This window comes from Nitratireductor mangrovi (genome assembly GCF_007922615.2).
Classification (GTDB): Bacteria; Pseudomonadota; Alphaproteobacteria; order Rhizobiales; family Rhizobiaceae; genus Mangrovimarina; species Mangrovimarina mangrovi.
Map to the genome: position 1 here is coordinate 2800966 of NZ_CP042301.2, position 22967 is coordinate 2823932.

The 22967-nt window shown below is 65.8% G+C and carries 25 protein-coding genes; 12 read left to right on the forward strand and 13 right to left on the reverse strand.

The genetic code is table 11. The annotated features are described in order from the left end of the window. Window position 1 precedes the first annotated feature (1 nt). Both FQ775_RS13675 and FQ775_RS13680 read right to left on the reverse strand, forming a co-directional pair. Window positions 2-946, reverse strand: coding sequence for an acetamidase/formamidase family protein (locus FQ775_RS13675; RefSeq protein ID WP_146302084.1), 945 nt, complete (start codon window positions 944-946; stop codon window positions 2-4). A 59-nt stretch (window positions 947-1005) separates the two neighbouring features. Next, on the reverse strand, window positions 1006-1461 hold the full coding sequence (locus FQ775_RS13680) for a DUF302 domain-containing protein (protein ID WP_146301273.1): 456 nt from the start codon (window positions 1459-1461) through the stop codon (window positions 1006-1008). Between the two features lie 169 nt (window positions 1462-1630). On the opposite strand from FQ775_RS13680, the gene FQ775_RS13685 reads away from it, so the two are divergent. Next, complete coding sequence (locus FQ775_RS13685) at window positions 1631-2539, forward strand: MBL fold metallo-hydrolase (protein WP_146301274.1); 909 nt, start codon at window positions 1631-1633, stop codon at window positions 2537-2539. A 1-nt stretch (window position 2540) separates the two neighbouring features. Here the strand turns inward: FQ775_RS13685 and FQ775_RS13690 are convergent, their stop codons facing one another. From FQ775_RS13690 to FQ775_RS13700, 3 genes are read right to left on the reverse strand one after another with little or no spacing between them, the layout of a single operon-like run. Beyond that, window positions 2541-3638 (reverse strand): YeeE/YedE family protein, encoded by a 1098-nt coding sequence (locus FQ775_RS13690; RefSeq protein ID WP_246730126.1) that lies wholly within the window; start codon window positions 3636-3638, stop codon window positions 2541-2543. Between the two features lie 38 nt (window positions 3639-3676). Next, complete coding sequence (locus FQ775_RS13695) at window positions 3677-4042, reverse strand: ArsR/SmtB family transcription factor (protein WP_146301275.1); 366 nt, start codon at window positions 4040-4042, stop codon at window positions 3677-3679. Continuing rightward, entirely contained in the window at window positions 4039-4416 is a 378-nt protein-coding gene (locus tag FQ775_RS13700; protein WP_146301276.1) for a thioredoxin fold domain-containing protein, read from the reverse strand. Before FQ775_RS13700 ends, FQ775_RS13695 begins: the two co-directional genes overlap by 4 nt. A 100-nt stretch (window positions 4417-4516) precedes the next feature. On the opposite strand from FQ775_RS13700, the gene FQ775_RS13705 reads away from it, so the two are divergent. The 11 genes from FQ775_RS13705 to FQ775_RS13755 all read left to right on the forward strand — a co-directional run bounded on the left by FQ775_RS13705 (window position 4517) and on the right by FQ775_RS13755 (window position 14117). Beyond that, entirely contained in the window at window positions 4517-5251 is a 735-nt protein-coding gene (locus FQ775_RS13705; RefSeq protein WP_146301277.1) for a cytochrome c biogenesis CcdA family protein, read from the forward strand. A gap of 9 nt (window positions 5252-5260) precedes the next feature. Further along, on the forward strand, window positions 5261-5848 hold the full coding sequence (locus tag FQ775_RS13710) for a SoxW family protein (protein ID WP_146301278.1): 588 nt from the start codon (window positions 5261-5263) through the stop codon (window positions 5846-5848). Between the two features lie 131 nt (window positions 5849-5979). Further along, window positions 5980-6438, forward strand: a complete 459-nt coding sequence (gene soxX / locus FQ775_RS13715) for a sulfur oxidation c-type cytochrome SoxX (protein ID WP_146301279.1) — start codon at window positions 5980-5982, stop codon at window positions 6436-6438. A 24-nt stretch (window positions 6439-6462) separates the two neighbouring features. After that, window positions 6463-6918 carry a thiosulfate oxidation carrier protein SoxY gene (soxY, locus tag FQ775_RS13720; RefSeq protein ID WP_146301280.1) on the forward strand — a complete coding sequence of 152 codons (456 nt, stop codon included), beginning with the start codon at window positions 6463-6465 and terminating at the stop codon, window positions 6916-6918. Between the two features lie 18 nt (window positions 6919-6936). Then, a complete protein-coding gene (soxZ, locus tag FQ775_RS13725; RefSeq protein WP_146301281.1) occupies window positions 6937-7263 on the forward strand; it encodes a thiosulfate oxidation carrier complex protein SoxZ in 327 nt (108 codons plus the stop codon). Between the two features lie 68 nt (window positions 7264-7331). Next, entirely contained in the window at window positions 7332-8159 is an 828-nt protein-coding gene (gene soxA, locus FQ775_RS13730; RefSeq protein WP_206064892.1) for a sulfur oxidation c-type cytochrome SoxA, read from the forward strand. Between the two features lie 97 nt (window positions 8160-8256). Beyond that, on the forward strand, window positions 8257-9948 hold the full coding sequence (gene soxB, locus FQ775_RS13735) for a thiosulfohydrolase SoxB (RefSeq protein ID WP_146301282.1): 1692 nt from the start codon (window positions 8257-8259) through the stop codon (window positions 9946-9948). A 94-nt stretch (window positions 9949-10042) separates the two neighbouring features. Continuing rightward, entirely contained in the window at window positions 10043-11299 is a 1257-nt protein-coding gene (gene soxC / locus FQ775_RS13740) for a sulfite dehydrogenase (RefSeq protein ID WP_146301283.1), read from the forward strand. Then, window positions 11283-12386 carry a c-type cytochrome gene (locus tag FQ775_RS13745; protein ID WP_146301284.1) on the forward strand — a complete coding sequence of 368 codons (1104 nt, stop codon included), beginning with the start codon at window positions 11283-11285 and terminating at the stop codon, window positions 12384-12386. Before soxC ends, FQ775_RS13745 begins: the two co-directional genes overlap by 17 nt. Before the next feature lie 25 nt (window positions 12387-12411). Continuing rightward, complete coding sequence (locus FQ775_RS13750; protein WP_146301285.1) at window positions 12412-12807, forward strand: c-type cytochrome; 396 nt, start codon at window positions 12412-12414, stop codon at window positions 12805-12807. Between the two features lie 41 nt (window positions 12808-12848). Next, complete coding sequence (locus FQ775_RS13755) at window positions 12849-14117, forward strand: NAD(P)/FAD-dependent oxidoreductase (RefSeq protein ID WP_146301286.1); 1269 nt, start codon at window positions 12849-12851, stop codon at window positions 14115-14117. A 50-nt stretch (window positions 14118-14167) separates the two neighbouring features. Here the strand turns inward: FQ775_RS13755 and FQ775_RS13760 are convergent, their stop codons facing one another. From FQ775_RS13760 to ehuA, 8 genes are all read right to left on the reverse strand, one after another. Further along, entirely contained in the window at window positions 14168-15259 is a 1092-nt protein-coding gene (locus FQ775_RS13760) for a YeeE/YedE family protein (protein ID WP_146301287.1), read from the reverse strand. A 154-nt stretch (window positions 15260-15413) separates the two neighbouring features. Continuing rightward, a complete protein-coding gene (locus FQ775_RS13765; protein ID WP_146301288.1) occupies window positions 15414-16784 on the reverse strand; it encodes an aspartate aminotransferase family protein in 1371 nt (456 codons plus the stop codon). 11 nt (window positions 16785-16795) lie between these two features. Continuing rightward, window positions 16796-18007 (reverse strand): M24 family metallopeptidase, encoded by a 1212-nt coding sequence (locus FQ775_RS13770; protein WP_146301289.1) that lies wholly within the window; start codon window positions 18005-18007, stop codon window positions 16796-16798. A gap of 7 nt (window positions 18008-18014) precedes the next feature. Next, window positions 18015-19499: an NAD-dependent succinate-semialdehyde dehydrogenase gene (locus FQ775_RS13775; protein ID WP_146301290.1), complete on the reverse strand. Its 1485-nt coding sequence runs from the start codon at window positions 19497-19499 to the stop codon at window positions 18015-18017. A 117-nt stretch (window positions 19500-19616) separates the two neighbouring features. After that, window positions 19617-20111, reverse strand: coding sequence for an Lrp/AsnC family transcriptional regulator (locus tag FQ775_RS13780; RefSeq protein ID WP_146301291.1), 495 nt, complete (start codon window positions 20109-20111; stop codon window positions 19617-19619). Window positions 20112-20136: 25 nt separating this feature from the next. Further along, window positions 20137-21129 carry a cyclodeaminase gene (locus FQ775_RS13785; RefSeq protein WP_146301292.1) on the reverse strand — a complete coding sequence of 331 codons (993 nt, stop codon included), beginning with the start codon at window positions 21127-21129 and terminating at the stop codon, window positions 20137-20139. After that, the gene (gene eutB, locus FQ775_RS13790) at window positions 21119-22129 is read right to left on the reverse strand and encodes a hydroxyectoine utilization dehydratase EutB (protein WP_146301293.1); all 1011 of its coding nucleotides are present in this window, start codon (window positions 22127-22129) and stop codon (window positions 21119-21121) included. Before eutB ends, FQ775_RS13785 begins: the two co-directional genes overlap by 11 nt. A gap of 52 nt (window positions 22130-22181) precedes the next feature. After that, a complete protein-coding gene (gene ehuA / locus FQ775_RS13795; protein ID WP_146301294.1) occupies window positions 22182-22958 on the reverse strand; it encodes an ectoine/hydroxyectoine ABC transporter ATP-binding protein EhuA in 777 nt (258 codons plus the stop codon). Between the last annotated feature and the right edge of the window lie 9 nt (window positions 22959-22967).

A 22967-nucleotide genomic window follows, 5' to 3' on the forward strand; every position in this document is an offset into this window, starting at 1 on the left:
GTCACTCGAAAACGATACGCGGGAAATAGAACGAGACCACCCAGTTGGGCGCGTCGACGATCTCGCTGACCCGCAGGTCGCCGCAGACCGAGCACAGCATGTAGGCTTCGACCGCTAGCATGCCGTGCTGGCGGACAAGCAGGTCGATCATGCCAGAAAGCGCGGCCCTTGCGCCCTGCCAGAGGTCGGGCCCGACACCGGTGGTCACCTCGTAGCCGGCACCGTCGAGATGCCGCGTCACCGGGCCCGGCGTGGTGAAGCGTGGCATAGCGAGTTGCGCATCCTTGACGAGGTCGAAGGTCAGCGTAGTGGTCATCGGGCTTTCGATCGCCGTACCGCAGACCTCGCCGTCGCCCTGGGCGGCATGGGTGTCGCCGACCGAAAACATTGCGCCGGCGACCTCGACCGGCAAATAGAGCACCGTTCCCGCCGACAGATCGCGGATGTCGAGATTGCCACCGACGCGGCGCGGCGGCACCACGGAGTGGCGGCCGGGCGCGGCCGGCGCGACGCCCATGGTGCCGGCGAAAGGCCGCAGCGGCACCCGCGCATGACGACCGAACAGCGCCGGCTGCAAGGTCGCCGCATCGTATTTCCAGATATGCAGGGCAGGGTCGGGAAACTGGTCGGCGAGCAGGCCGAAGCCGGGGATGTTCGCGGTCCAGCCGAAACCAGATGGCGCAAACCCTTCTACGGTGATCTTCAACGCATCGCCCGGCTCGGCGCCGTCGACATGGATCGGGCCGGTCACCGGATTGACCTTGCCCGGTTGCATGCGCGCGAGGTCGACGACGGTGCTGTCCGCCGTCAGCACGCCACAGGAGGCCTCCATACATTCGAAACTCACGGTCGTGCCTGGCGCAACGATCAAGACCGGTGGGTTGGTGTTGTCCCAGCCGAAATGGTGATGGTCGCGGTGGATCGTGTGAGCACCGTGGCTATGCATCATCGTCTCTCCCCCTGTCGCTACGATCCCGGCCGAGGTCGATAAGGTCTCGATCTGCGCTATTGCCCGGCCGCCTCGCGCGCGATCTCGTCGAGCATCTCGTTGACCTTGTCGCGCCCGCCGCCGGCCGGCAGCCGGCGGAAGCCGACATGGACCGTGCCCGGATCGCCCTCAGTCTCGTAGACGAAGACGACATAGGGACAATAGGCGATGTTGCCGATATCAGCCTCCATCGCTTCGCGCGACACCACCGCCGAGCAGAACTGGAAGAACTCGGCGTTGCGATAAAGCGCCTTGTCGGCACCGACATCCTCGGCGGTCCTTTGCAGCATCTCCCCGATCAGCCCGTGGTAGTCGACGACGTAGCCGCGGTTGATGATGGCGCCGTTAACCTCGAACGCGACATCGGCAAACACGGTGTCGGTCGTGTAGGTGGTCACGTCGTCGGCGGCGGCCGCCGGCAGCGCCGTACCGACCGCGGCGGCGAAAAACATCGTTCGAAACGTCCGGTTCATCTGTCTCTCCTGTGCCCTGTATTGTCCATCCTCGCCACGCGTGCCACGACTGTCCACTGCGCCAATCGGACTGGCGCACAACTGGCACGCCCGTGGTACCGACTGGTTGACGCGCCCGGCGGCGCATGAAATCATTCAAAAAACTGAATATGTCATTCCGGAGGCATTCATGCTGAAACGCCGCGATTTTCTCGCCGGTTCCGCCGCCGCGCTGACACTTGCCTTGGCCGCGCCGGCGCGAGCCGTCGGCAGGCTTGCGGTCGGCCAGAACGAACTCGTCATCGTCAGTGACGGGCATATGGAATTGCCGCTTCGCTTCGTTTTCCCGGACATCCCCGAAGCCGAGCTTCAGGCAATGTTGGCCGAAAGCGGAATGCCGACCGACGGCTACCGGCCGGACTGCAACGTCACGCTCATGCGTTCGGGTGACCGGCTCGCCATTTTCGATGTCGGCGCCGGCCCCAACTTCCTGCCGACCACCGGCGACCTGATCGCAAATCTCGGCGAGGCCGGCATCGACCCGGCCGAGGTGACCGACGTCATCTTCACACACGCCCACCCGGATCATCTTTGGGGCCTGCTCGACGATTTCGACGATCTGGCCTTCCCCGACGCCGCCTACCGCATGGCGCGGACCGAATGGGATTTCTGGCGCGCCGACGGCACGCTCGAGGCCATGCCCGAGGAGCGCAAGAGCTTCGTCGTCGGGGCGCAGAACCGCATGCAGGCGATCGAGGACCAGATCGAACTGTTCTCGCCCGGCGAAGAGGTGTTTCCGGGCGTGGAGGCGATCGACACGTCAGGGCACACGCCGGGCCACGTCGCCTTCATGATTCACGGCGGCGCCGAGCCGGTGATGGTCGTCGGGGACGCGCTGACCAACGCAATCTCGTTTGCCCGGCCGGAAATCGAGACGGGCAGCGACCAGGACCGGGCCAAGGGCGCGGAAACGCGCGTCCGAATGCTCGATCGGCTCGCGACCGACGGGGCGCGCATCGTCGCCTTCCACCTGCCGCATCCCGGTATGGGAACGGCGGAACGCAGTGGTGCCGGGTACCGGTTTGTGCCTCTCGGCTGAGCTATTCGGCCGGCTCGGAACCGAAACGGCGAAAGGCGGCGAGCGGCGAGCCCTCGATCAGATAGGCAAGACCCATGCGCGCGCCGAGCGCGATGGAGAAGATGACGAAGGGGGCCGAGACCGCCAACGCGGAGACGGCCGTGATCCCCTGACCGATCGTGCAGCCCAGAGCGAAGACGCCGCCAGCGCCCATCAGGAAACCGCCGACAAGATGGCGACCTAGCTCGCGCGCATCGTCGCAGGCTTCCCAGCGGATGTCGTGGCGACGCCACGCGCAGAGCGCGGCACCTGCAACGACGCCCAGCACGAGCCCGACCCCGTAATCCGGCCCTTGGCCGGTGAAGGCGATCGCTTGCAGGATGGTGTCAGCCACCGGAACCACGAACGAGCCTGCCTCGACCTGTACGGGCATGAACGAGGCGCGTGCTGCAAGCGTGGTCGCCACCCAACCGAACGCGATCACCGCGCCGACCACTCCGGCGGTCGCGACGGCGCCGCGCGAAAGCCGCCCCGCACCACCGGCAAGCGCCCAACAAAGCAAGCCGGCGGCAACAAGGACGGCCACGGCAAGGCGCAGATCGACACCGGACAGGGCCGAGACGATGGCGCCGATCGACTGGTCGCCGGCGAAGGAAAGGTCGATCGCAAGCTTGTCGACGGCCTCGACCCGCAGGAGCGCCAAGAGCCCGCGCTGGGCCGCGAGCGCCGACAGGCCGAGCACCAGGATCACCACCAGCGCGCGCAGGCTGCCGCCGCCGGCCCGCACAAGCGCGCCGAACCCGCAGGTTCCGACGAGCGCCATGCCGAAGCCGAAAGCGAGGCCGCCGAGGATCGCGCCGGTCAGGCCAAAGGACGGCGCCAAGTAAAAGCTGCGCGCCGGATCGGCAAGGCCGGCGAAGCTCAGCACCTGCGTAGCGATCAGCGCGAAAGCGGCCGCCAGCACCCACGTACGCACGCCGCTGCCGTCGCCGGCGTACCAATAGCGCTCGAGCGCCGCCATGGTGCAGAAATGCTGCCGGCGCGCAGCATAGCCCAGGACCGTGCCGGCAAGGATTCCCGCGACCGGCAGAAAGGCGGGCGATGCGAAAAACTCCTGCACCTGGTCTCCTCCCAAGACCGCCGGCCACGCGTCGTCCGTCAGGGTTGCCTGACCTTCGGCTCTCCCTGACGCACCGGCGCACAAAACAGGCCGTAAAGCGTCTCGATGACCGAGGCGACCTCTGCACTTGCGATCGAATAGTAGATGACTCGCCCCTCACGACGCGTGTTCACCAGCCGGTCGAAGCGCAGCCGTGCCAACTGCTGCGAGACGGCGGCCTGGGGCATGTCCATGATGTTCTCGAGTTCGGAAACCGACTTCTCGCCCTCGGCCAGAAGGCAGAGGATCAGGAGCCGGCTTTCATGCGACAGGGCCTTGAGCAGTTCGCTCGCCTTGCGCGCCTGCGCCAGCAGCGCCTCGAAGTCCTCGGGCGCTTGGTCGGGATTGAGTCTGGGCAGGTTCATTCGGCTTCTGTCTCGTCAAGTTTGGCGATCAGGTCGCCTAGAAGATACCAGAAAAACTCATCGCCGGGGTAGCCGCGGATACGGCCGACCTCGCGGCCGTCCTCGACCAGAACGAAGGTCGGCGTAAAGCGCTCGATGGCGACATGCGCGAGGTCCTGCGGCCACGGTCCGGTAATGTCGACGCGGCGCAGCGGCGCCCGCGCCCCCTCCTCGGTCGTTGCATAGGCGGGCGCGATCTCCTCGTTGAAGCGTGCGCACCACGGACAGCCCGGCTGCTCCATCATCACGAGTTGGGCCGCGTCCGCGCGCAAGGGCGCCGACACGACCATCGCCAGCATGGCCGCCAGGCAGATGAAAGCTGTGGTCCAGCGCATTGAATTCCCTGTTCCGATTGCAACATATATGAAATCCTGAATATCTTGCAATGCGCCGGCGCCGCACCCTAGGTAAGGCGCACGAAGCTGGAGACGATCGATGCTCGATGTGAGCCTGGGCGGCGCCCTTCTGGCGGGACTGTTGTCCTTCGTCTCGCCCTGCGTGCTGCCGATCGTGCCGCCCTATCTGGCATGGCTGGCCGGGCTGAGTTTCGAGGAGTTGCGCGCCGAAAGCCTGGCGGCCGAGCGCCGCCGTCGCATCCTGATGGCCGCTTTTGCCTTCGTGCTCGGCTTCACCACTGTGTTCGTGGCGCTCGGCGCGACTGCCAGCGTTATCGGCAAGACGGTGGCGCAATATTTCGACGTCCTTTCGGTGATCGCCGGCATCATCATCATCGTAATGGGCCTGCATTTCCTCGGCCTGTTGCGCATCGCCCTGCTCTACCGCGAGGCGCGGGTGCAGGTCGAGAGCAAGCCGGCCGGACTCGCCGGCGCCTATATCATCGGCCTTGCCTTCGCCTTCGGCTGGACGCCCTGCGTCGGCCCGGTTCTGGCCGCGATCCTGTTCGTCGCCGGCTCCGAAGGCACCGCCGCGCGCGGCGCGCTGCTGCTTGCCGTCTATTCGCTCGGCATCGGCATTCCGTTCCTGCTCGCCGCGGCGTTTGCCGGCCCGTTCCTGGGATGGGCGGCGCGGTTCCGCCGCCACATGCACAAGATCGAGATGGCCATGGGCGGGATGCTGGTCGTGACGGGGATCCTCTTCATCACCGGCCAGATGGCCACCATATCGTACTGGCTGCTCGAGACATTTCCGATCTTCCAGACCATCGGCTAGGAGGCCGTCATGCTGCGAACAATGGTCCTTTCCGCGCTCGTCTCACTGATCGCCGCATTAGCCGCGACCGCCGCCGAGATCGGCGACGATGGGCTGCACAAGCAGGACTGGTTCGCCCTGACCTTCCGTGACGTCGCCGAGGATATCGAGGCCGCGCGCGAGGAAGGCAAGCGGCTGGTGCTGGTGTTCGAGCAGCGCGGCTGCATCTACTGCGCCAAGATGCACGAGGAACTCCTGTCCGATCCGGAGGTGCGCGACTTCGTCAAGGCCAACTTCAAGGTCGTGCAGTACAACATGTTCGGCGACGAGGAGGTGACCGATCTCGACGGCGAGGTACTGACTGAAAAAACGGCGGCACGCAAATGGAGCTATGTCTTCACGCCGACGCTCGCCTTCATGCCCGAGGAGCTTCCCGACGGCGTCGACGCCGGCGAGGCTGCGGTCGCGACGATGCCCGGCGCTTTCGGTAAATGGACTTTCCTGCACATGTTCGAATGGGTGCGGGCGAAGGGCTACGAGGGCGACGAGCACTTCCAGAAATACCATGCGCGCCGGCTGGACGAACTCCGCGCGGCTGGCCGCCTGGGTGCCGAGTAACCTGGTCGCGCATGACATATGCAAATAATCATATTTTTTGATTGAAGAATCCGCTGGACATGGCTAGCCTGTTTCAGGAGAGGAATGTGCTGTCCGCCAAGAGGCGGGACAACAGGGAGGTGATGAGGCCAATGAAGCGAGCGACTGGATTGGTAACGGTGGCTGCCGCGCTCCTGGCAGGGGCGGCCTTCGCAGGCGAAACCGCTCCCCAGGACGTGAAATTCGAGGATCTCGCCGTGAACGCGTCGCTCTCCGGAGGCGCGGGCGACCCGGTCGAGGGCGCCAACGTCTTCAAGAGCCGCAAGCTCGGCAATTGTCTCGCCTGCCATGCCAACTCCGACATGAAATCCGAACTGTTCCATGGCACGGTCGGTCCGGCCATGGACGGCGCCGGCGATCGCTGGGAACCGGCGCAACTGCGCGCCATCGTGGCCGACGCCAAGGAAGTGTTCGGCGAGCAGACGGTCATGCCCGGCTTCTATTCGGTCAATGTCGGCGAGAATGTGCGCGAGGACCTGATCGGCAAGACGATCCTGTCGGCCCAGCAGGTCGAAGACGTCGTCGCCTATCTGGCCACGCTCAAGGAATAGTGCGCGAGCACGAGGAGAACGAAAATGAACATCAACAGACGTGAGGCGCTCGGGTTTGCGGCGGGTGCGGCGGCCTTCGCCGTCACCGGACTGCGCCCTGTGCCAGCCTTGGCGACAGCCGAGGATGCCGAAAAGCGCATCATGGAATTCGCCGGCGGCAAGATGCCCGAGACCGGCAAGCTGACGCTGGTCGCCCCCGAGATTGCCGAGAACGGCAACACCGTGCCGATCTCGATCGAGGTCGACAGCGCCATGTCGGGTGACGACGTGGTCGAGCAGGTCATGGTGCTTGCCGACGGCAACCCCAATCCCGACGTCGCGACCTTCAACTTCACCGAGGCAAGCGGCATCGCCGCTGCCACGACGCGCATGCGGCTGGCCAAGACTCAGAACGTCATCGCCGTCGCCCGCATGAAGGACGGCACGACCTACATGGACAAGAAAGAAGTCAAGGTGACGATCGGCGGCTGCGGCGGCTGATCAGGAAGGACATTCGAAATGGCGACACCGAAACCCCGCGTCAAGCTGCCGAAGTCCGCTTCGGCCGGCGAGGTCATCACGATCAAGACGCTGATCAGCCACCAGATGGAATCCGGTCAGCGCAAGGACAAGGACGGCAACGCGATCCCGCGCCAGATCATCAACAAGTTCAGCTGCGAGTTCAACGGCATGCCGGTGTTCTCCTGCGACATCGACCCGGCGATCTCGGCGAACCCGTATTTCGAGTTCAACGCCAAGGTCCAGGAGAGCGGAACCTTCAAGTTCATCTGGATCGACGACGACGGCTCGGTCTACGAGCACGAGGCGCAGATCGAGGTCAACTAGGCAACAACGGTCAAAACGACGACCAACGGGGAGGAAAGGCCGTGAGGAACGAAATCGCTGCACTCGGCATGGGCGCGCTCATCGCGCTTTCGGCGGCCATGCCGGCCACCGCCGAGCCTGCCGACGACACGCTCGTCATCGACGATCTGGAGATGACGGTGCGGGCCACGCCGCCCGAAGGCCATCCGCTCGACGAGGTGCTGTCGGGCTGGCTGTTCCGCGAGGCCGAGACCCGCGAACTCGAGGCCGATTCGTTCCAGAACCCCGGCATGCTCTATGTAGATCGCGGCGCCGATATCTGGAACACGGTCGAGGGTACGATGGGCAAGTCGTGCGCATCCTGCCATGACGATGCCGCCGAGACGATGAAGGGCATCGCGGCCAACTATCCGAAATGGGATGCCGACGCCGGGCGGCCGATCAACATCGAACTGCAGATCGACAAGTGCCGGGTCGAGAACATGGGGGCGGAGGCCTACAAGTTCGACCATGCCGACCAGAAGGCGCTGACGACCTACATCAAGCACCAGTCGCTCGGCAAGCCAGTGGCGCTCGACCTCGCTCAGGGCGAGTTGCAGAGCTGGTGGGATCGCGGCAAGGAAATCTACTACCGCCGCACCGGCCAACTCAACTTCGCCTGCGCGTCCTGCCACGAGGCGAATTCGGGCCAGTACATCCGCGCCGACCATCTGAGCCAGGGCCAGGTCAACGGTTTCCCGACCTACCGGTTGAAGCAGGCCGACATGGTGTCGCTGCACAACCGCTTCCGCGGCTGCATCCGCGACACGCGGGCCGAGTTCCCGAAGGCGTTCTCCGACGAACTGATGGCGCTCGAGGTCTACGTCACCTGGCGCGGCACCGGACTTTCGGTCGAGACGCCGGCTGTACGCCAGTAGGGCCGGCGGGGCGGGCGCATGATGCCCGCTTCGGCACCAAGCTTTTGCAAGACACCGCCCGGCCGCCTGCCGGACGCCAACCCTGTCGGGGTGGACAATGATTTCCAGACGTGAGTTTCTGATGGCGACGGCCGCGCTCTCGGCGGTTGCCGGACCCGGCCTTGTCGGCCGCTGGTCGCGCGCAGCCGCCCAGCAGACGCTGACCGAGGATGCGCTGCTCGACTTCGAAAGCTTCGGCAATGTGACCCTGGTACATCTGACCGACATCCACGCCCAGCTGCGCCCCGTCTATTTCCGCGAACCCTCGGAAAATATTGGCGTCGGCGCGGTCGAGGGCCTGCCGCCGCACGTCACCGGCGCCGATTTCCTGAAGCTCTACGACATCGCGCCGGGCAGCCCGCACGCCTACGCGCTGACGTCGGAGGATTTTGCCGCACTCGCCGGGACCTACGGCCGCATGGGCGGGCTCGACCGCATCGCCACCATCGTCAAGCGCATCCGCGCCGAGCGCGGCGACAGCATGCTGCTGCTTGACGGCGGCGACACCTGGCAGGGCAGCTACACCTCGCTCAAGACCAATGGTCAGGACATGGTCGAAGCGATGAACGCGCTCGCCCCCGACGCCATGACCGGGCACTGGGAATTCACCTACGGCGCCGAGCGCGTGAGCGAGATCATCGAGGCGCTGCCGTTCCCGTTCCTCGGCGGCAACATCTACGACGCGGAGTGGAACGAGCCGGCCTTCGAGGCATACAGGATGTTTGAGCGCGGCGGCGCCAGGATCGCCGTCATCGGCCAGGCCTTCCCCTACACGCCGATCGCCAATCCGCGCTGGATGTTCCCGAACTGGTCGTTCGGCATCCGGGAGGAGGACGTCATCGCCAATGTCGGAACCGCGCGGGCGGAGGGTGCCGACCTCGTCGTGCTTTTGTCGCATAACGGCTTCGACGTCGACCGCGCGCTCGCCTCGCGCGTCGAGGGCATCGACGTCATCCTCACCGGCCACACGCACGACGCCCTGCCCGAGCCGGTGAAGGTCGGCTCGACCCTGCTGATCGCCAGCGGCTCGCACGGCAAGTTCGTCACCCGCCTCGACCTCGATGTTCGCGACGGCACGCTCAAGGGTTTCCGTCACCGGCTGATCCCTGTCTTTGCCGACGTGATTTCGCCGGATCCGGAAATGGACGCGCTGATCACCAGGCTGCGCGAACCCTACGAGGCCGAGCTTGCGCGCAAGCTGGCGACCACGGAGACGCTGCTCTACCGCCGCGGCAATTTCAACGGCAGCTTCGACGACCTGATCTGCCAGGCGCTGATCGACGTGCGTGAGGCCGACATCGCGCTGTCGCCCGGCTTCCGCTGGGGGACCTCCCTGCTGCCGGGCGACACGATCACGGTCGAGGACCTGCACAATGCCTGCGCCATGACCTACGCGGCCGCCTACCGCTCGACAATGAGCGGCGAGATGCTGCATGCGATCCTCGAGGATGTCGCCGACAACCTGTTCAACAAGGACCCCTACTACCAGCAGGGCGGCGACATGGTGCGTGTCGGCGGCATGGCCTACACCATCGATCCCGAGCAGGAAATCGGCAGCCGCATCTCCGGCATGACGCTTCTGAAGACCGGCGAACCGATCGAGCCCGCGCGCGACTACGTCGTCGCCGGGTGGGCCTCGGTCAACGAAGCGACTGAAGGCCCGCCGATCTGGGAGATCGTCGAGCAATATCTCGCCAACAACCCTGTCGTCCGCCTCGAGCACAACCGCCACGTCACCGTGGCCAACTGAGTTCGCAATCTCGGATTCCGTTGGACAGGACCGGCCGTCTGATATATAGATAAATTCATATATAACGATAGATATCCGGAGTGGAACCGGACCCATGACCGACAGACCAACGCGGCGAAACTTCATCACCGGCGGGCTTGCCGCCGGAACGGCACTCGCCGCCTCGGCAGCGGCGGCGCGCGCCGGCGGCGACCCGGCAATCACCGAAATCCAGGACTGGAACCGCTATCCAGGCGACGGCGTCGACGTCCGCCCCTACGGCGCGCCCTCGCAATACGAGGCGCATGTGGTGCGCCGCAGCGTTCCCTGGCTAACCGCCGATCCGATCTCCTCGGTGAACTTCACGCCGCTGCACGAGCTTGACGGCATCATCACGCCGAACGGGCTCTGCTTCGAGCGTCACCATGCCGGCATCGCCGAGATCGATCCGGCCATGCACCGTCTGATGATCCACGGCCTGGTCGACACCCCGCTCGTCTTCACCATGGCCGACCTGATGCGCTTCCCACGCGAAAACCGCATCTACTTCCTCGAATGCGCCGCCAATTCGGGCATGGAGTGGCGCGGCGCACAACTCAATGGCTGCCAGTACACGCACGGCATGGTGCATTGCGTCATGTACACGGGCGTGCGGCTGCGGCATTTGCTGGAAGAGGCCGGCATCAGGGGAAGCGCCGCCTGGGTGATGCCGGAAGGCGCCGATGCCTCGGCGATGTCACGTTCGATCCCGCTCGAAAAGGCGCTCGACGACTGCCTGGTGGCGTTCCGGATGAACGGCGAGGCGCTGCGTCCCGAGCAGGGCTACCCGCTGCGCCTCGTGGTGCCGGGCTGGGAAGGCAATATGTGGGTGAAATGGCTGCGCCGCATCGAGGTCGGGGACAAGCCCTGGCACCTGCGCGAGGAGACCTCGAAATACACCGACCTTCTCGCCAGCGGCAAGGCGCGCCGCTTCACCTGGACGATGGATGTGAAGTCGGTCATCACCAGCCCGAGCCCGCAGGCGCCGGTGACCCACGGCAAGGGCCGCATGGTCGTCACTGGACTGGCCTGGTCGGGCGCCGGAACGATCAAGCGGGTCGACGTGACGGTCGACGGCGGCCGCAACTGGACGACGGCACGGATCGACGGGCCGAGCCTGCCCATGGCGTTGCACCGCTTCTACCACGAATTCGACTGGGACGGCTCGGACCTGTTCCTGCAGTCGCGTGCGATCGACGAGGCCGGGGTCGTGCAGCCGACCAAGGACGCGCTGCGCGCGGCGCGCGGCGAGAACTCCATCTATCACAACAACGGCATCCAGACCTGGCATGTGGCAAAGGACGGAGTGGTCGAGAATGTCGAGATTTCCTAGCCTCGCAGCGCTGGTCACGCTGCTTCTGGCGCCGTCGCTGGCTGCCGCGCAGGACGTCGACGCCGGCGAAAAGCTGTTCGCCAAGTGCAAGGCCTGCCACACCGTCGGTGATGGCGCCAAGCACCGGGTCGGCCCGCATCTCAACGAGCTTTTCGGACGCACCGCGGGTACGGCGGAGGGCTATCGCTACTCCCCGGCAATGACCAAGGCCGGCGAGGAAGGCCTTGTCTGGCAGGACGAGACCTTCGCCCAATACATGACCAGCCCGCGCGCCTTTGTGAAAGGCACCAAGATGGCGTTTCCAGGCATGAAGAAGCCCGAGGAGATCGCCGACCTGGCGGCCTATCTGAAGACGTTTTCCGCAAACGAGGAAGCCGGCGTCGACACGCCGTCCGCGCCGGCGGCTCCCCCCAAGGACGAAGGCACCAAGAAGGCCGAAGCGCCGGCAAAGCCCGCGCCGGCGGCAGCCAGGATCGCGTCGCACGGGACCTTCCATCTCGGGCGACCGGCCACCGAAGCTGAGATCGCCGCCTGGGACATCGATGTCCGTCCCGACGGGACCGGGCTGCCGGCGGGCAGCGGCACGGTGATGCAGGGTGAGGCGATCTATACCGAGCAGTGCGCGGCCTGCCATGGTGATTTCGGCGAGGCGATAGGGCGCTGGCCGGTGCTGGCCGGCGGCTACGACACCCTGACCCGCGAGCGGCCGGTCAAGACGGTCGGCTCCTACTGGCCGTATCTGTCGACGGTCTACGACTACGTGCGCCGCGCGATGCCGTTCGGCAATGCGCGCTCGCTGTCGGACGACGACGTCTACGCGCTGACCGCCTATGTGCTATATTTGAACGATGTCGTGACCGACGAGGAATTCGAACTCAGCCGGGAGAACTTCGGAACCATCCGGCTGCCGAACGAAGACGGGTTCGTGGGCGACGACCGTGAGGCCGAACCGGCCTACGCAAAGGCGGCGGAGCCATGCATGAGCGACTGCAGGCCGGGCAAGGCGGAGATCGTGCAGCATGCTGCGGTGCTTGATGTCACCCCGGACGCCGAAGGCGATGACGAGGGTGGCGGCGCCATCGACTGACGCGACGGGGTCCTAGGGGCGCGCCATGACGAAAAGCGGCCTTGTCAAGCGCATGCCATGGACCTTGCTCCTCGTAGCAGCAATGACCCTTGCCCCCGCCCGCACTTCACTTGCAACAACGACAGCGGACGGGGCGGCAGCGGCCGAGGTCGAACGCCTGACCTCCGATATCTTGTCGCTCGATGGCGACCCAGCCTATGGTGAATATCTGGGTGGCGAATGCGTCACGTGTCACCAGCGCTCGGGTGCTTCCGACGGCATTCCACCCATTACCGGACTGTCGGTCGACTACGCGGTGCGTGCCCTTGTCGAGTACAAGCTCGGCATACGCGGTAACGAGGTCATGAAGCTGATGACGGCGCGCCTGGACGAAGAGGAGATCGCCGCGCTGGCCGCCTATTTCGCCGGGCTCGAACCCTAGCTATTTTCTGAAGATCAGGCTGGCTCATTTGGGAGGAAACCATGACCAGATTGACGAGAAGGCAATTTACAACGGCCCTTGCGGCAGGCGCCGCCGGCCTCGCCATGCCGAGCTACCTGCGGGCGCAGGACAAGCCGAAGGTGGTGGTGATCGGCGGCGGCGCTGGTGGCGCGACCGCGGCCAAATACATCGCCAGGGATTCCGACGGCGGCATCGACGTGACGTTGGTGGAGAATAGCGAGACCTTCACCACCTGCTTCTTCTCCAATCTCTATCTCGGCGGTTTCCGCGACTTCCGGTCGATCACCCACAGCTACGATACGCTGGTCTCCGCCTACGGCATCACCAAGGTGACCGGCATGGCGACAGCGGTCGACCGGGCGGCGAAAACCGTCACCATGGCCGACGGCACCTCGATTCCCTATGACCGGCTGGTGCTTTCGCCCGGCATCGACCTGCTCTGGGATTCGGTGCCGGGCTACTCCGAGGAGGCCGCCGATGTCGCGCCGCATGCCTGGCAGGCGGGGCCGCAGACGGAATTGCTGAAGGCGAAACTGGATGCGGTCGAGGACGGCCAGAACGTTGTCATGGTGGCGCCGCCCAACCCGTTCCGCTGCCCGCCCGGCCCTTACGAGCGCGCCTCGATGATGGCGCATGTGCTGAAGGCAAAGGGTTACACCAATTCCAAGGTCATCATCATCGACCCTAAAGACAAATTCTCCAAGCAGGGCCTGTTCCAGCCCGGCTGGGAAAAGTACTATCCGGGCATGGTCGAATGGTACGGACCGGACGTGCATGGCGGCATCAAGTCTGTCGATGTCGCTGCCGGCACGATCGAGACGGACCTCGACACGTTCAAGGGCGCCCTGCTCAACATCATTCCGGCGCAAAAGGCCGGCGCGATCGCCGATGGGCTGGCCAATGACAGCGGCTTCTGCCCGATCGACGCGGCGACCATGCGCTCGACCATGGACGAGGCGATCTACGTGATCGGCGACGCATCCATTGCCGGCGACATGCCGAAATCCGGCTTCTCCGCCAACAGCCAGGCCAAGATCGCCGCCATGAACGTGCGCGGCGATCTGACCGACTCCAAGGTGTTTCCGGCGAAATACTCCAACACCTGCTGGTCGCTGATCGAGACCGACGACGGCGTGAAGGTCGGCGCCCAGTACGAGCCGCAGGACGGCAAGATCACCTCGGTGACAAGCTTCATCAGCCAGCCGGACGAGGACGTGGCTTTGCGCAAGGCGACCTACGAGGAATCGATCGGCTGGTATTCAGGCATCACGGCCGACATGTTCGGCTGAAACGCTGCAGCGAATGAGATGGCGGGCCCGCCGGCCCGCCATTGCCAAGGCTACTCGGCCGGCGCGACCCTGGCACTGGGGATGCGCGTCGCCTGCCGACCGTCGATCAGCCGGTCGGCAATGGCGGCGCCGCCGCCCATCGCGAGAAGACCCGTCACCGAGGAGAGCGCCAGCACCGAGCCGCCGGTGAAGCCGGCGCCGATGGTGCAGCCGACGGCGAGAATGCCGCCGAAACCCATCAGCACGGCGCCCGCCGTGTAGCGCAGTACAGAGGGCGTGCCCGGTTCGGCAAAGGTGGCGATGCGGAAGTCGCGGAACAGAAGCGCTGCCACCAAGGCGCCGACAAGCGTGCCAGCGAGGACACCCTGGTCGAGGCCCGGACCGTCGGCACCGGCAAATGCCAGTTCGCCGCTGGTCGCGAGCGGGCGGATAAAGGAAAGGCTTTCGGCCTGGATCGGATCGAAAACCTGCAGCGACAGCGTGTAGGTGAACCACCAGCCGGCTACGACCGCGAGGCCGACACCGATGCCGCCGAGAACGCGCCAGACCGACAGGCGCGACCGCACCGCAAGAAAGGCTGCGGCGAGCGCCAGCATGTCGCCAAGGGCGACACCGAATTGCTGCGAAAGCCCGACATGGGCGAGGATGTCGTTGCCGCCGACCTGGCTCGTGCTCCAGAGGCCGCCGATCGTGTCGCGCAGCGGCACCAGAACGCCGCTGTAGGTGGCAAGCCCGACGATAGCGACGACCAGCGACGAATAGAGCGCCCGCAGGTTGCCGGAAGCGGTCAGCACCAGGAGGCGCGAAACGCAGCCGCGCGCCAAAACCATGCCGACGCCGAACAGGCCGCCGCCGATCAGCGCGCCGGAAAGGCTCTGCGCGGTGGAGAAGAAACGGGTCTCGATGACATCGAGCCGGCCGGTCGCGAGCAAGAGCTGGACGCCGAGGATCGCCGCGGCAAAGCCCGCCGCCCAGGTCGCCAGCGCCTTGAGGTCACGGTGACGCGTCAGGTCGAGCACCGCTGAGCGCGTGCAGAACGCACTGCGCTGGGCAACGAAGCCGAACAGGGCGCCGATGACGGCGCCGCCGGCGATCGCGGCACCGCGCTCACCCAGCGTGTCGATGAGAGGGACGAAATCCATGTCACATGCTTCCAGATGACGATGGCCTAAAGATAGGTCATCGCACCCGGCATTTCAGGCAAAGCCGGGCTCGCGCGGGCGCCAAGATGGGAACAGGATTCTCAGAGACGGGGAGCGTGGGGGACGATTTTTCCCGCCGCGCTCCCCAAGGCGGTCAGCCAAGCACTTCCTTTACCGCCTCGGCCGTCGCCGACACGATCTGGTCGGCCTCGGCGCGGGTGAGGCAGAGCGGCGGCGCGAAGCCGAGGATATCGCCCTGCGGCATGGCGCGAGCGATGACGCCGCGCTTCAGCAGGGCGGCCGCCACCGACGGCCCGACCTTCTTCGACGGGTCGAAGAAGGCGCGTTTTTGCCTGTCGGCGACGAACTCGAGCGCAACCAGCATGCCTTCGCCGCGCACGTCGCCGACATGGTCTTGGCCGCCGAGCACATCCTTCATCGCCTTGTTGAGGTAGCCGCCAGTCTCACCGGCATTGGCGACGAGGCCGAGGCTGTCGATCAGCTTGAGGTTGGCGATGCCGGCCGCAGCACCGATCGGATGCGCCGAATAGGTCCAGCCATGGCCGATCGGGCCGTTCTCGTCGGTTCCCTGCTCGAGCACCTTCCAGACCTTGTCGCCGACGATCGAGCCCGACAGCGGCGCATAGGCCGACGTCAGCCCCTTGGCGATGGTAATGATGTCTGGCTTCAGCCCGTAGTGGTCCGAGCCCATCATCGTGCCAAGCCGGCCGAAGCCGGTCACCACCTCGTCGGCGATCAGAAGGATGTCGTGCTTTTGAAGCACCTTCTGGATCGCCTCCCAGTAGCCGGCCGGCGGCGGCACGATGCCGCCGGTGCCAAGCACCGGCTCGCCGATGAAGGCAGCGATCGTGTCGGCACCTTCGCGGGCGATCAGCTTTTCCAGTTCCGAAACGCAATGGGCGACGAAATCCGCTTCGCTCATCGCCGCGTCCGGGCGGCGGTAATAATACGGCGCCTCGGTGTGCAGGATGCGATCGAGCGGCAGGTCGAACTTCTTGTGGAAGAGCTCCAGCCCGGTCAGCGAGCCGGTGACGAGGCCCGAGCCGTGATAGCCGCGCCAGCGCGAGATGATCTTCTTCTTTTCCGGCCGGCCGAGGATGTTGTTGTAATACCAGACAAGCTTGACGTTGGTCTCATTGGCGTCCGAACCGCCGAGGCCGAAATAGACTTTCGACATGCCTTTCGGCGCGCGCTCCAGCACCATCTTGGCCAGCGTGATCGAGGCCTCGGTGCCGTGGCCGACATAGGCATGGTAGTAGGCGAGTTCCTTCGCCTGCTCGGCGATCGCCTCGGCGATCTCGAGCCGGCCGTAGCCCGCATTGACGCAATAGAGTCCGGCGAAGGCGTCCAGCAGTTTGTTGCCGTCACGATCCTCGATGAAGACGCCCTTGCCGCCCGCAACGATGCGGTTCGGTGTCTCGCCGCGCGCATGCTGGGCGAGATGGGTCGAGGGATGGAAGAAATGCTCGCGGTCCCACTGGTCGAGCATGTCGTTTCTCAGCATCGCGTTCTCTCCTATTTCACGATCGGGCCGAAATCCGTCTCGGTCAGGATCTCGGCCCCCTTGTCGGTCAAAAGCACCGGGTTCGACAGAAAGTAGTCGCCCTTGCCCGTCCCCATCAGCCAGGAGAGCACGTGGAAACTCATCCCGGCCCTGATCTCCATATCGCTGTCGGCGCGCAGGCCGGTGACGCGGTTGCCGCCGGTCCATGATGGCGGCACGCCGATGCCGACCGCATAGCCGCAATGATGCCGGCGATAATGCGAAAGTCCGGCCGCGTCCACCACGCCCTGCCAAGCGGCGTAGACGTCGGAGGCGCGTTGCCCGGGTTCCAGCGCGCCGACCACGGCGTTGAAGGCGGCCTTGGCCGTCTCGGCCATGGCGGCATCCTCGTCGCTTATGCTGCCGACGTGGACGAGCCGGCCGATCGGCGCGTGGTAGCGGGCCACGCAGCCGGAAAGTTCCAGGAACACCGGCTCGCCGGCGCTGTATTGGCCGTCGCCCCAGGTCGTGTGCTCCTCGCCGAGCCGCGCGCCGGGGCGGATGAACGGCCCGAAGCCCGGTGCGTCGCCGCCGGCGCGGATCATCGCCGCGTGACATTCGGCGACCACGTCGCGCTCGGCCGCGCCGTCGCTGATCGCCGCCACCGCGGCCTCGACCGCGGCGTCGGTGACCCGCGCCGCCGCGCGCATCAGCGCCTGCTCGGCCGGCGACTTCACCAGCCGCATCTCGTCGACGAGGCCGGTGATGTCGCGCCATTCGACGTCCGGAAGCGTGTCGCGCAGGGCGTTGCCGAAGCCGAAGCTGAACCCGGCCGACCAGGTCTCGACGCCGACGGACGACTTCACGCCGAGATCCGACACCTCCTCGCGCACCACCTCGGCGACCGCGAGCGAGCGGTCGCGCGCATGGAAGCGGTCGCGGAACACCCTGACGGCGAGGTCGGCGGCGGACTCTGAATCGGTGTGACCCTCGAAGCGAGCATTGCGCACATAGCGGTCGATCGAAACCCGCTCCATGGCGCGCGTGACGAGCATCATGTCGCCCTCGGCCGGCACGATCAGCAGGTGCGGCGCGAAATAGCCCCAATGGTCGAGGCCGGTCAGGTAGAAGATGTTTTCCGGCGTAGAGACGAGTGCTGCATCAAGGCCGCGCTCGTCCATGCCGGCGCGCAGCTTCGCCACGCGGCCGGCCAGTTCCTCGTCGGAAAACGGGTTGCGATGCATCGGCGCCTCAGTCGGCTTCGCGGCAGATGTACTTGATCTCGGTGAAGGCTTCCATGCCGTGGCGTGAGCCTTCGCGGCCGAGCCCGGCCTGCTTGACGCCGCCGAACGGCACCGGCGCGCCGGTGATCTTGGTGCGATTGATCGCGACCATGCCGAATTCGAGCTGGCGCGACAGCCGCGCGCTGCGGCCATTGTCCTCGGTGTGGAGGTAGGCGACGAGCCCGGTCTCGGCGGCGTTGGCCTTGGCGACCACCTCCTGCTCGCAGTCGAAGGGCTGGAAGGCGGCGACGGGACCGAAGGTCTCCTCGCGCATAATCAGCGCCGCGTCGTCTACATCGGCCAGAACCGTGGGCTCGAAGAAGTTCTCGCCTGCCGCGTGCGCCTTGCCGCCGGTCACGAGCCGAGCGCCATGCGACAGCGCATCGGCGACATGCTGGGCCTGCTTGGCGACCGCACGGGCATTGATGAGCGGGCCGATGTCGGGATCGCTGAGCCCCGCCCCGACGCGCATGACGCTCACGCGTTCGGCGAATGCGGCGACGAAGCGCTCGTAGATCGGCCGTTCGATGTAGAAACGGTTGGCCGCAAGGCAGTCCTGGCCCGAGGTCGCGAACTTGGCGCTGACAGCACGGTCGACGGCGCGGTCGAAATCGCAGTCGGCAAAGGCGATGAAGGGCGCGTGGCCGCCGAGCTCCATGACGAGGCGCTTCACCGTCGGCGCCGACTGGGCGTAAAGCAGCCGGCCGATCTCGGTCGAGCCGGTGAAGGAGACGACCCGCACCAGAGGCGAGGCGGTCATGGCGCCGACCACGTTGGCGGCGCGGCCGGTCAACACGTTGAAGACGCCGGCGGGCATGCCGGCGCGCTCGGCAAGTTCGGCCAGCGCCAGCGCCGAAAAGGGCGTCTCCGACGACGGATGCGCGACAATCGTGCAGCCGGCGGCGAGCGCGGCGGCTGCCTTGCGCGTCAGCATGGCGGAGGGAAAGTTCCACGGCGTGATGAGCGCTGCGACTCCGCTCGGCTGGCGGATGACGGACATCTCAGCCCTTGCCAGATGCGAGGTCACGCTCTCGACATTCACGCGTTTCGCCTCCTCGGCGTAGAACTCGATGAAGGAGGCGGCGTAGTCGATCTCGCCGAGCGCTTCGGAAATCGGCTTGCCCTGCTCCTCGACCATGAGATGGGCGAGGTCCTCGCGCGCCTCAACGATCAGTTCGAACCAGCGCCGCAGGATCGCAGAACGCGCCTGCGGCAGCGCTGCCGACCAGGCGGCGAAGGCGCGATGCGCGGCGTCGATGGCCACGTCAACGTCGGTTGCCGTCAGTGCCGGCACGGCGCCGACGCGGCGGCCGTCCGAGGGGTCGCTGACATCAATGGTTTCGGTCGCAGAACCGGCGGTCCAGGCGCCGTCGACATAGGCGAACTCGCGGAAAAGGCGCGGATCGCGCAAAGCGGATAGCGACGTTTTCTGAAACATGGCGATGGCGTTCATGGGGGCGAATCTCCTCGGTTCGGACCTGCCGTGAAGATCGCGCCGACAGCGCCAAATTTTCTTTGGTTTGGACGGCCTCGCGAAGATGGTTCTTCCAAACTTGCCGCAGCGGCCCGATCATTCTTTTTCTGTTGGCAGGTCAACGAGTTCGGACAGGGGAAGTTTCGCTGACAGCTTGACCTGCTTGGTCACCACATAGGTGAAATAGCGCGCCAGCCCGACCTTGGCATCGAGCAGGTCGTCGACCAGACGCTGGTAAGCGTCGATGTCGCGCGCGATAATCTGCAGGATGTAGTCGAACCCGCCGCCGACGGCCCAGCAAGCGACAACCTCGTCATGCCGGCCGACGGCGCGCTCAAATACCTGGAAATTCTCGGCCCGGTGGTGCTCGAGCTCCGCCGCCATGAAGACCACGACATGCGGCGTGATCTTCTTCAGCGCCACCTCGGCCCGGTAGCCGGTGATGATGCCGGCCTGTTCGAGCCGCTTCAGCCGCTCCCAGCACGGCGCAGCCGTCAGATTGACCCGCCTGGCGAGCTCGGATTTCGAAATCCTGCCTTCCTCACGCAGGATGGCAAGAATCTTCAGGTCGCGGTCGTCGAGCTTCAGCATGTGGATCGCCACGACATCCCAGGGATCACGTCGAGATAACCGACCCGGCCCCGGCCTGGCGCGCCGCGGCCATCGCGAAGGTGGCGATCGCCGTGTCCTGGGCGCCAGTACCGGTCAGGTCGCAGATCGTCACCTGATCCTCACTCACCCTGCCCGGTTTGGAGCCGGAGACGATCTCGCCGAGTTCCGGCGGCGTGCCGCCTTTCCATAGGCCCATCGCGATCGCACTGCGCAATTCGCCAAGTTTTTCGCACTGGCTGACGCGATCGGCGACATAGAGCCCGGCCTCGACAAGCGCCCGGGGATCGATCTCGTTCTTGCCGGCCTGGTCGGAGCCCATGGCGGTAACATGAAGGCCCGGATGCAGCCAGTCAGCCTTGAGCACCGGCTCCTCGGCCGGCGTGGTCGTGACGACAAGCTGTGATTCGGCGACGAGACGCGCCGGATCGCTTTCGGCACGCGCCTCGATGCCGAGCGTTGCCGTGATGTCCGAGGCGCAGGCGGCAGCTTTTGCGCCATCGCGGGCCCAGACCAGGACGCGGCCGAACGGCCGCACCAGCCGCGCCGCCTCGATCTGCAGGCGCGCCTGCACGCCGGCGCCGATAACACCGGCGGTCGCAACGTCGGCCGGCGCCAGGTGCTTGGCCGCGACCGCGCCGGCGGCAGCGGTCCTGACGTCGGTGAGATAGCCGTTGTCGAGCAGCAGCGCGTCGACCAGCCCGGTCTTTGCAGAAAAAAGGATCATCAGACCGTTGAGGCTGGGCAGGCCAAGCTTCGGATTGTCGAAAAAGCCCGGGCTGACCTTGATCGCGAAACCGTCGAAGCCCGGAATGTAGGCGGTCTTGACGTCGACTTCGCCATTGGCGGCCGGGATCGCCATCGACAGGATCGGTGGCATCACCACCTTGCCAGACGCAAGGGCGGCAAAGGCCTGCTCGACGACGGCGACCGCTTCGAGGTCGAGGCGCACCGCCCGGCGCAGTTCCGCCTCGGTCAGGATGGTGATGTCATCTGCCATAAGCCGTTCCCGTGACCGTGATCGCACCGAGCGTCACGTCGGCGCCGTTGACGATGCTGGTATAGGCTCGCATGTCGACATTGCGGCCGGTGATGATCGTGGCGACCGGCCCGTCGAGCCCGTCCAGCTTTCCGGCCAGTGCGGCTGCGGCGCCGACGGCGCTGGCGCCTTCGCAGACCAGCCGATCCTCGTAGTAATGGACCTGCATGGCCCGGTAGATTTCCTCCTCGGTGACCAGGATAACGTCGTCGAGATGGTCGCGGCAAAGCTGGAAGGAAAGCTTGTTGTCGAGGCCGATACCGCCGCCAAGCGAATCGGCAAGGCTCGCCACCTCCTCGACCTCGACCGGCTTGCCCGCCGCCAGCGAGGCGTGCATGGCTGCGCCGCGGTCCATGGAAATGCCGACGACCCGGATCGACGGGTTGATCGTCTTCGCGGCTGCGCCCACGCCGCCGGCGAGCCCGCCGCCGGAAAGCGGAACGAGGATGGTCGCGATGTCGGGGCGCTGCTCCAGAATTTCGAGCCCGATCGTGCCCTGGCCGGCGATCACATAAGGATCGTCGAAGGGCGATATCTCGGTCAGGCCTTCGGCCTCGCACAACCGCTGGCTTTCGGCCAACGCGTCGTCCTGGCTCCTGCCGACGATCCTGACCTCGGCCCCCAGCGCGCGGATGCCGTCGACCTTGGTTTGCGGCACCAGCGACGACATGCAGATCACCGCCCTGATGCCGCGCGCCCGCGCCGCGAAGGCAACGCCGCGCCCATGATTGCCGGTCGAACAGCAGGTGACGCCTCGGGTACCCGCGGGCAGGTTGAAGACAGCATTGACCGCGCCGCGCAGCTTGAAGGCGCCGACCGGCTGGGTGGTCTCGAGCTTGAGCAGAAAGTCGCTGCCAACCGTGTCAGCCAGGAACAGCGACGGGATCAGCGGCGTGTAGGTCACCGTGCCCGCGATCGTTCGGCGGGCGGTCAGGATGTCGGCAAGCGTCAGGGCAGTCATGGAACTTTCGTCGCTCGGAGCTTTTCATGGTCGGTCGGGCGGGCTCGAGGCACTACCCCGCCTCAAGGACCGCGCTCAGGAACTGCTTCGTGCGTTCGTTGTCCGGGTCGTTGAAAAGCTTGTCCGGCGGCCCTTGCTCGGCAATCTTGCCGCCGTAGAAAAAGCAGACGCGATCCGAGAATTCCTTGGCGAAGCCCATCTGGTGCGTGACCATCAGCATGGTCAGGTCGTGCTCGGCGCCGAGTTGGCGGATGACGTTCAGAACCTCGCCGACCAGTTCCGGATCGAGCGCCGAGGTCACCTCGTCGAACAGCATCACCTTGGGCCGCATGGCCAGCGCTCGCGCGATTGCGACGCGCTGCTTCTGGCCGCCCGACATCTGGATCGGGAAATGGCCCTTCTTGTCGCCGAGACCAACCATGTCAAGCAGTTCGGCGGCGCGCTGCTCCGCTTCCGCGCGCGGCAGGCCCAACACCGAGATCGGCGCCTCCATGCAGTTCTGCAGCGACGTCATGTGCGGGAAGAGGTTGAAGTGCTGGAACACCATGCCGATCTTACCGCGCACTCGCCTCAGGTGGCGGTCGCTGGCCGGCACCATCGAGCCGTTCTTTTCCATGTGCGTGAGCGGCTCGCCGTCGACCCAGATGACGCCCTCGTTGATGCGCTCCAGCGTCATCAGCATCCTCAGCACCGTTGTCTTGCCGGAGCCGGACGGGCCGATGATCGACACCTTTTCGTTGCGCTGGATGTCGAGGTCGAGCTGATCGAGCACCGTCAGGCTGCCATAGCGCTTGGTGACGTTCTCGAAACGGACCATCGGTTCGCTCATGACGGGCTC

Excerpts from the sequence above, each read along its gene's own strand:
- FQ775_RS13675 (WP_146302084.1), bottom strand. The coding sequence starts at position 946 with ATGCATAGCCACGGTGCTCACACGATCCACCGCGACCATCACCATTTC.
- FQ775_RS13680 (WP_146301273.1), bottom strand. The coding sequence starts at position 1,461 with ATGAACCGGACGTTTCGAACGATGTTTTTCGCCGCCGCGGTCGGTACG.
- FQ775_RS13685 (WP_146301274.1), top strand. The coding sequence starts at position 1,631 with ATGCTGAAACGCCGCGATTTTCTCGCCGGTTCCGCCGCCGCGCTGACA.
- FQ775_RS13695 (WP_146301275.1), bottom strand. The coding sequence starts at position 4,042 with ATGAACCTGCCCAGACTCAATCCCGACCAAGCGCCCGAGGACTTCGAG.
- FQ775_RS13700 (WP_146301276.1), bottom strand. The coding sequence starts at position 4,416 with ATGCGCTGGACCACAGCTTTCATCTGCCTGGCGGCCATGCTGGCGATG.
- FQ775_RS13705 (WP_146301277.1), top strand. The coding sequence starts at position 4,517 with ATGCTCGATGTGAGCCTGGGCGGCGCCCTTCTGGCGGGACTGTTGTCC.
- FQ775_RS13710 (WP_146301278.1), top strand. The coding sequence starts at position 5,261 with ATGCTGCGAACAATGGTCCTTTCCGCGCTCGTCTCACTGATCGCCGCA.
- soxX (WP_146301279.1), top strand. The coding sequence starts at position 5,980 with ATGAAGCGAGCGACTGGATTGGTAACGGTGGCTGCCGCGCTCCTGGCA.
- soxY (WP_146301280.1), top strand. The coding sequence starts at position 6,463 with ATGAACATCAACAGACGTGAGGCGCTCGGGTTTGCGGCGGGTGCGGCG.
- soxZ (WP_146301281.1), top strand. The coding sequence starts at position 6,937 with ATGGCGACACCGAAACCCCGCGTCAAGCTGCCGAAGTCCGCTTCGGCC.
- soxA (WP_206064892.1), top strand. The coding sequence starts at position 7,332 with ATGGGCGCGCTCATCGCGCTTTCGGCGGCCATGCCGGCCACCGCCGAG.
- soxB (WP_146301282.1), top strand. The coding sequence starts at position 8,257 with ATGATTTCCAGACGTGAGTTTCTGATGGCGACGGCCGCGCTCTCGGCG.
- soxC (WP_146301283.1), top strand. The coding sequence starts at position 10,043 with ATGACCGACAGACCAACGCGGCGAAACTTCATCACCGGCGGGCTTGCC.
- FQ775_RS13745 (WP_146301284.1), top strand. The coding sequence starts at position 11,283 with ATGTCGAGATTTCCTAGCCTCGCAGCGCTGGTCACGCTGCTTCTGGCG.
- FQ775_RS13750 (WP_146301285.1), top strand. The coding sequence starts at position 12,412 with ATGACGAAAAGCGGCCTTGTCAAGCGCATGCCATGGACCTTGCTCCTC.
- FQ775_RS13755 (WP_146301286.1), top strand. The coding sequence starts at position 12,849 with ATGACCAGATTGACGAGAAGGCAATTTACAACGGCCCTTGCGGCAGGC.
- FQ775_RS13760 (WP_146301287.1), bottom strand. The coding sequence starts at position 15,259 with ATGGATTTCGTCCCTCTCATCGACACGCTGGGTGAGCGCGGTGCCGCG.
- FQ775_RS13765 (WP_146301288.1), bottom strand. The coding sequence starts at position 16,784 with ATGCTGAGAAACGACATGCTCGACCAGTGGGACCGCGAGCATTTCTTC.
- FQ775_RS13770 (WP_146301289.1), bottom strand. The coding sequence starts at position 18,007 with ATGCATCGCAACCCGTTTTCCGACGAGGAACTGGCCGGCCGCGTGGCG.
- FQ775_RS13775 (WP_146301290.1), bottom strand. The coding sequence starts at position 19,499 with ATGAACGCCATCGCCATGTTTCAGAAAACGTCGCTATCCGCTTTGCGC.
- FQ775_RS13780 (WP_146301291.1), bottom strand. The coding sequence starts at position 20,111 with ATGCTGAAGCTCGACGACCGCGACCTGAAGATTCTTGCCATCCTGCGT.
- FQ775_RS13785 (WP_146301292.1), bottom strand. The coding sequence starts at position 21,129 with ATGGCAGATGACATCACCATCCTGACCGAGGCGGAACTGCGCCGGGCG.
- eutB (WP_146301293.1), bottom strand. The coding sequence starts at position 22,129 with ATGACTGCCCTGACGCTTGCCGACATCCTGACCGCCCGCCGAACGATC.
- ehuA (WP_146301294.1), bottom strand. The coding sequence starts at position 22,958 with ATGAGCGAACCGATGGTCCGTTTCGAGAACGTCACCAAGCGCTATGGC.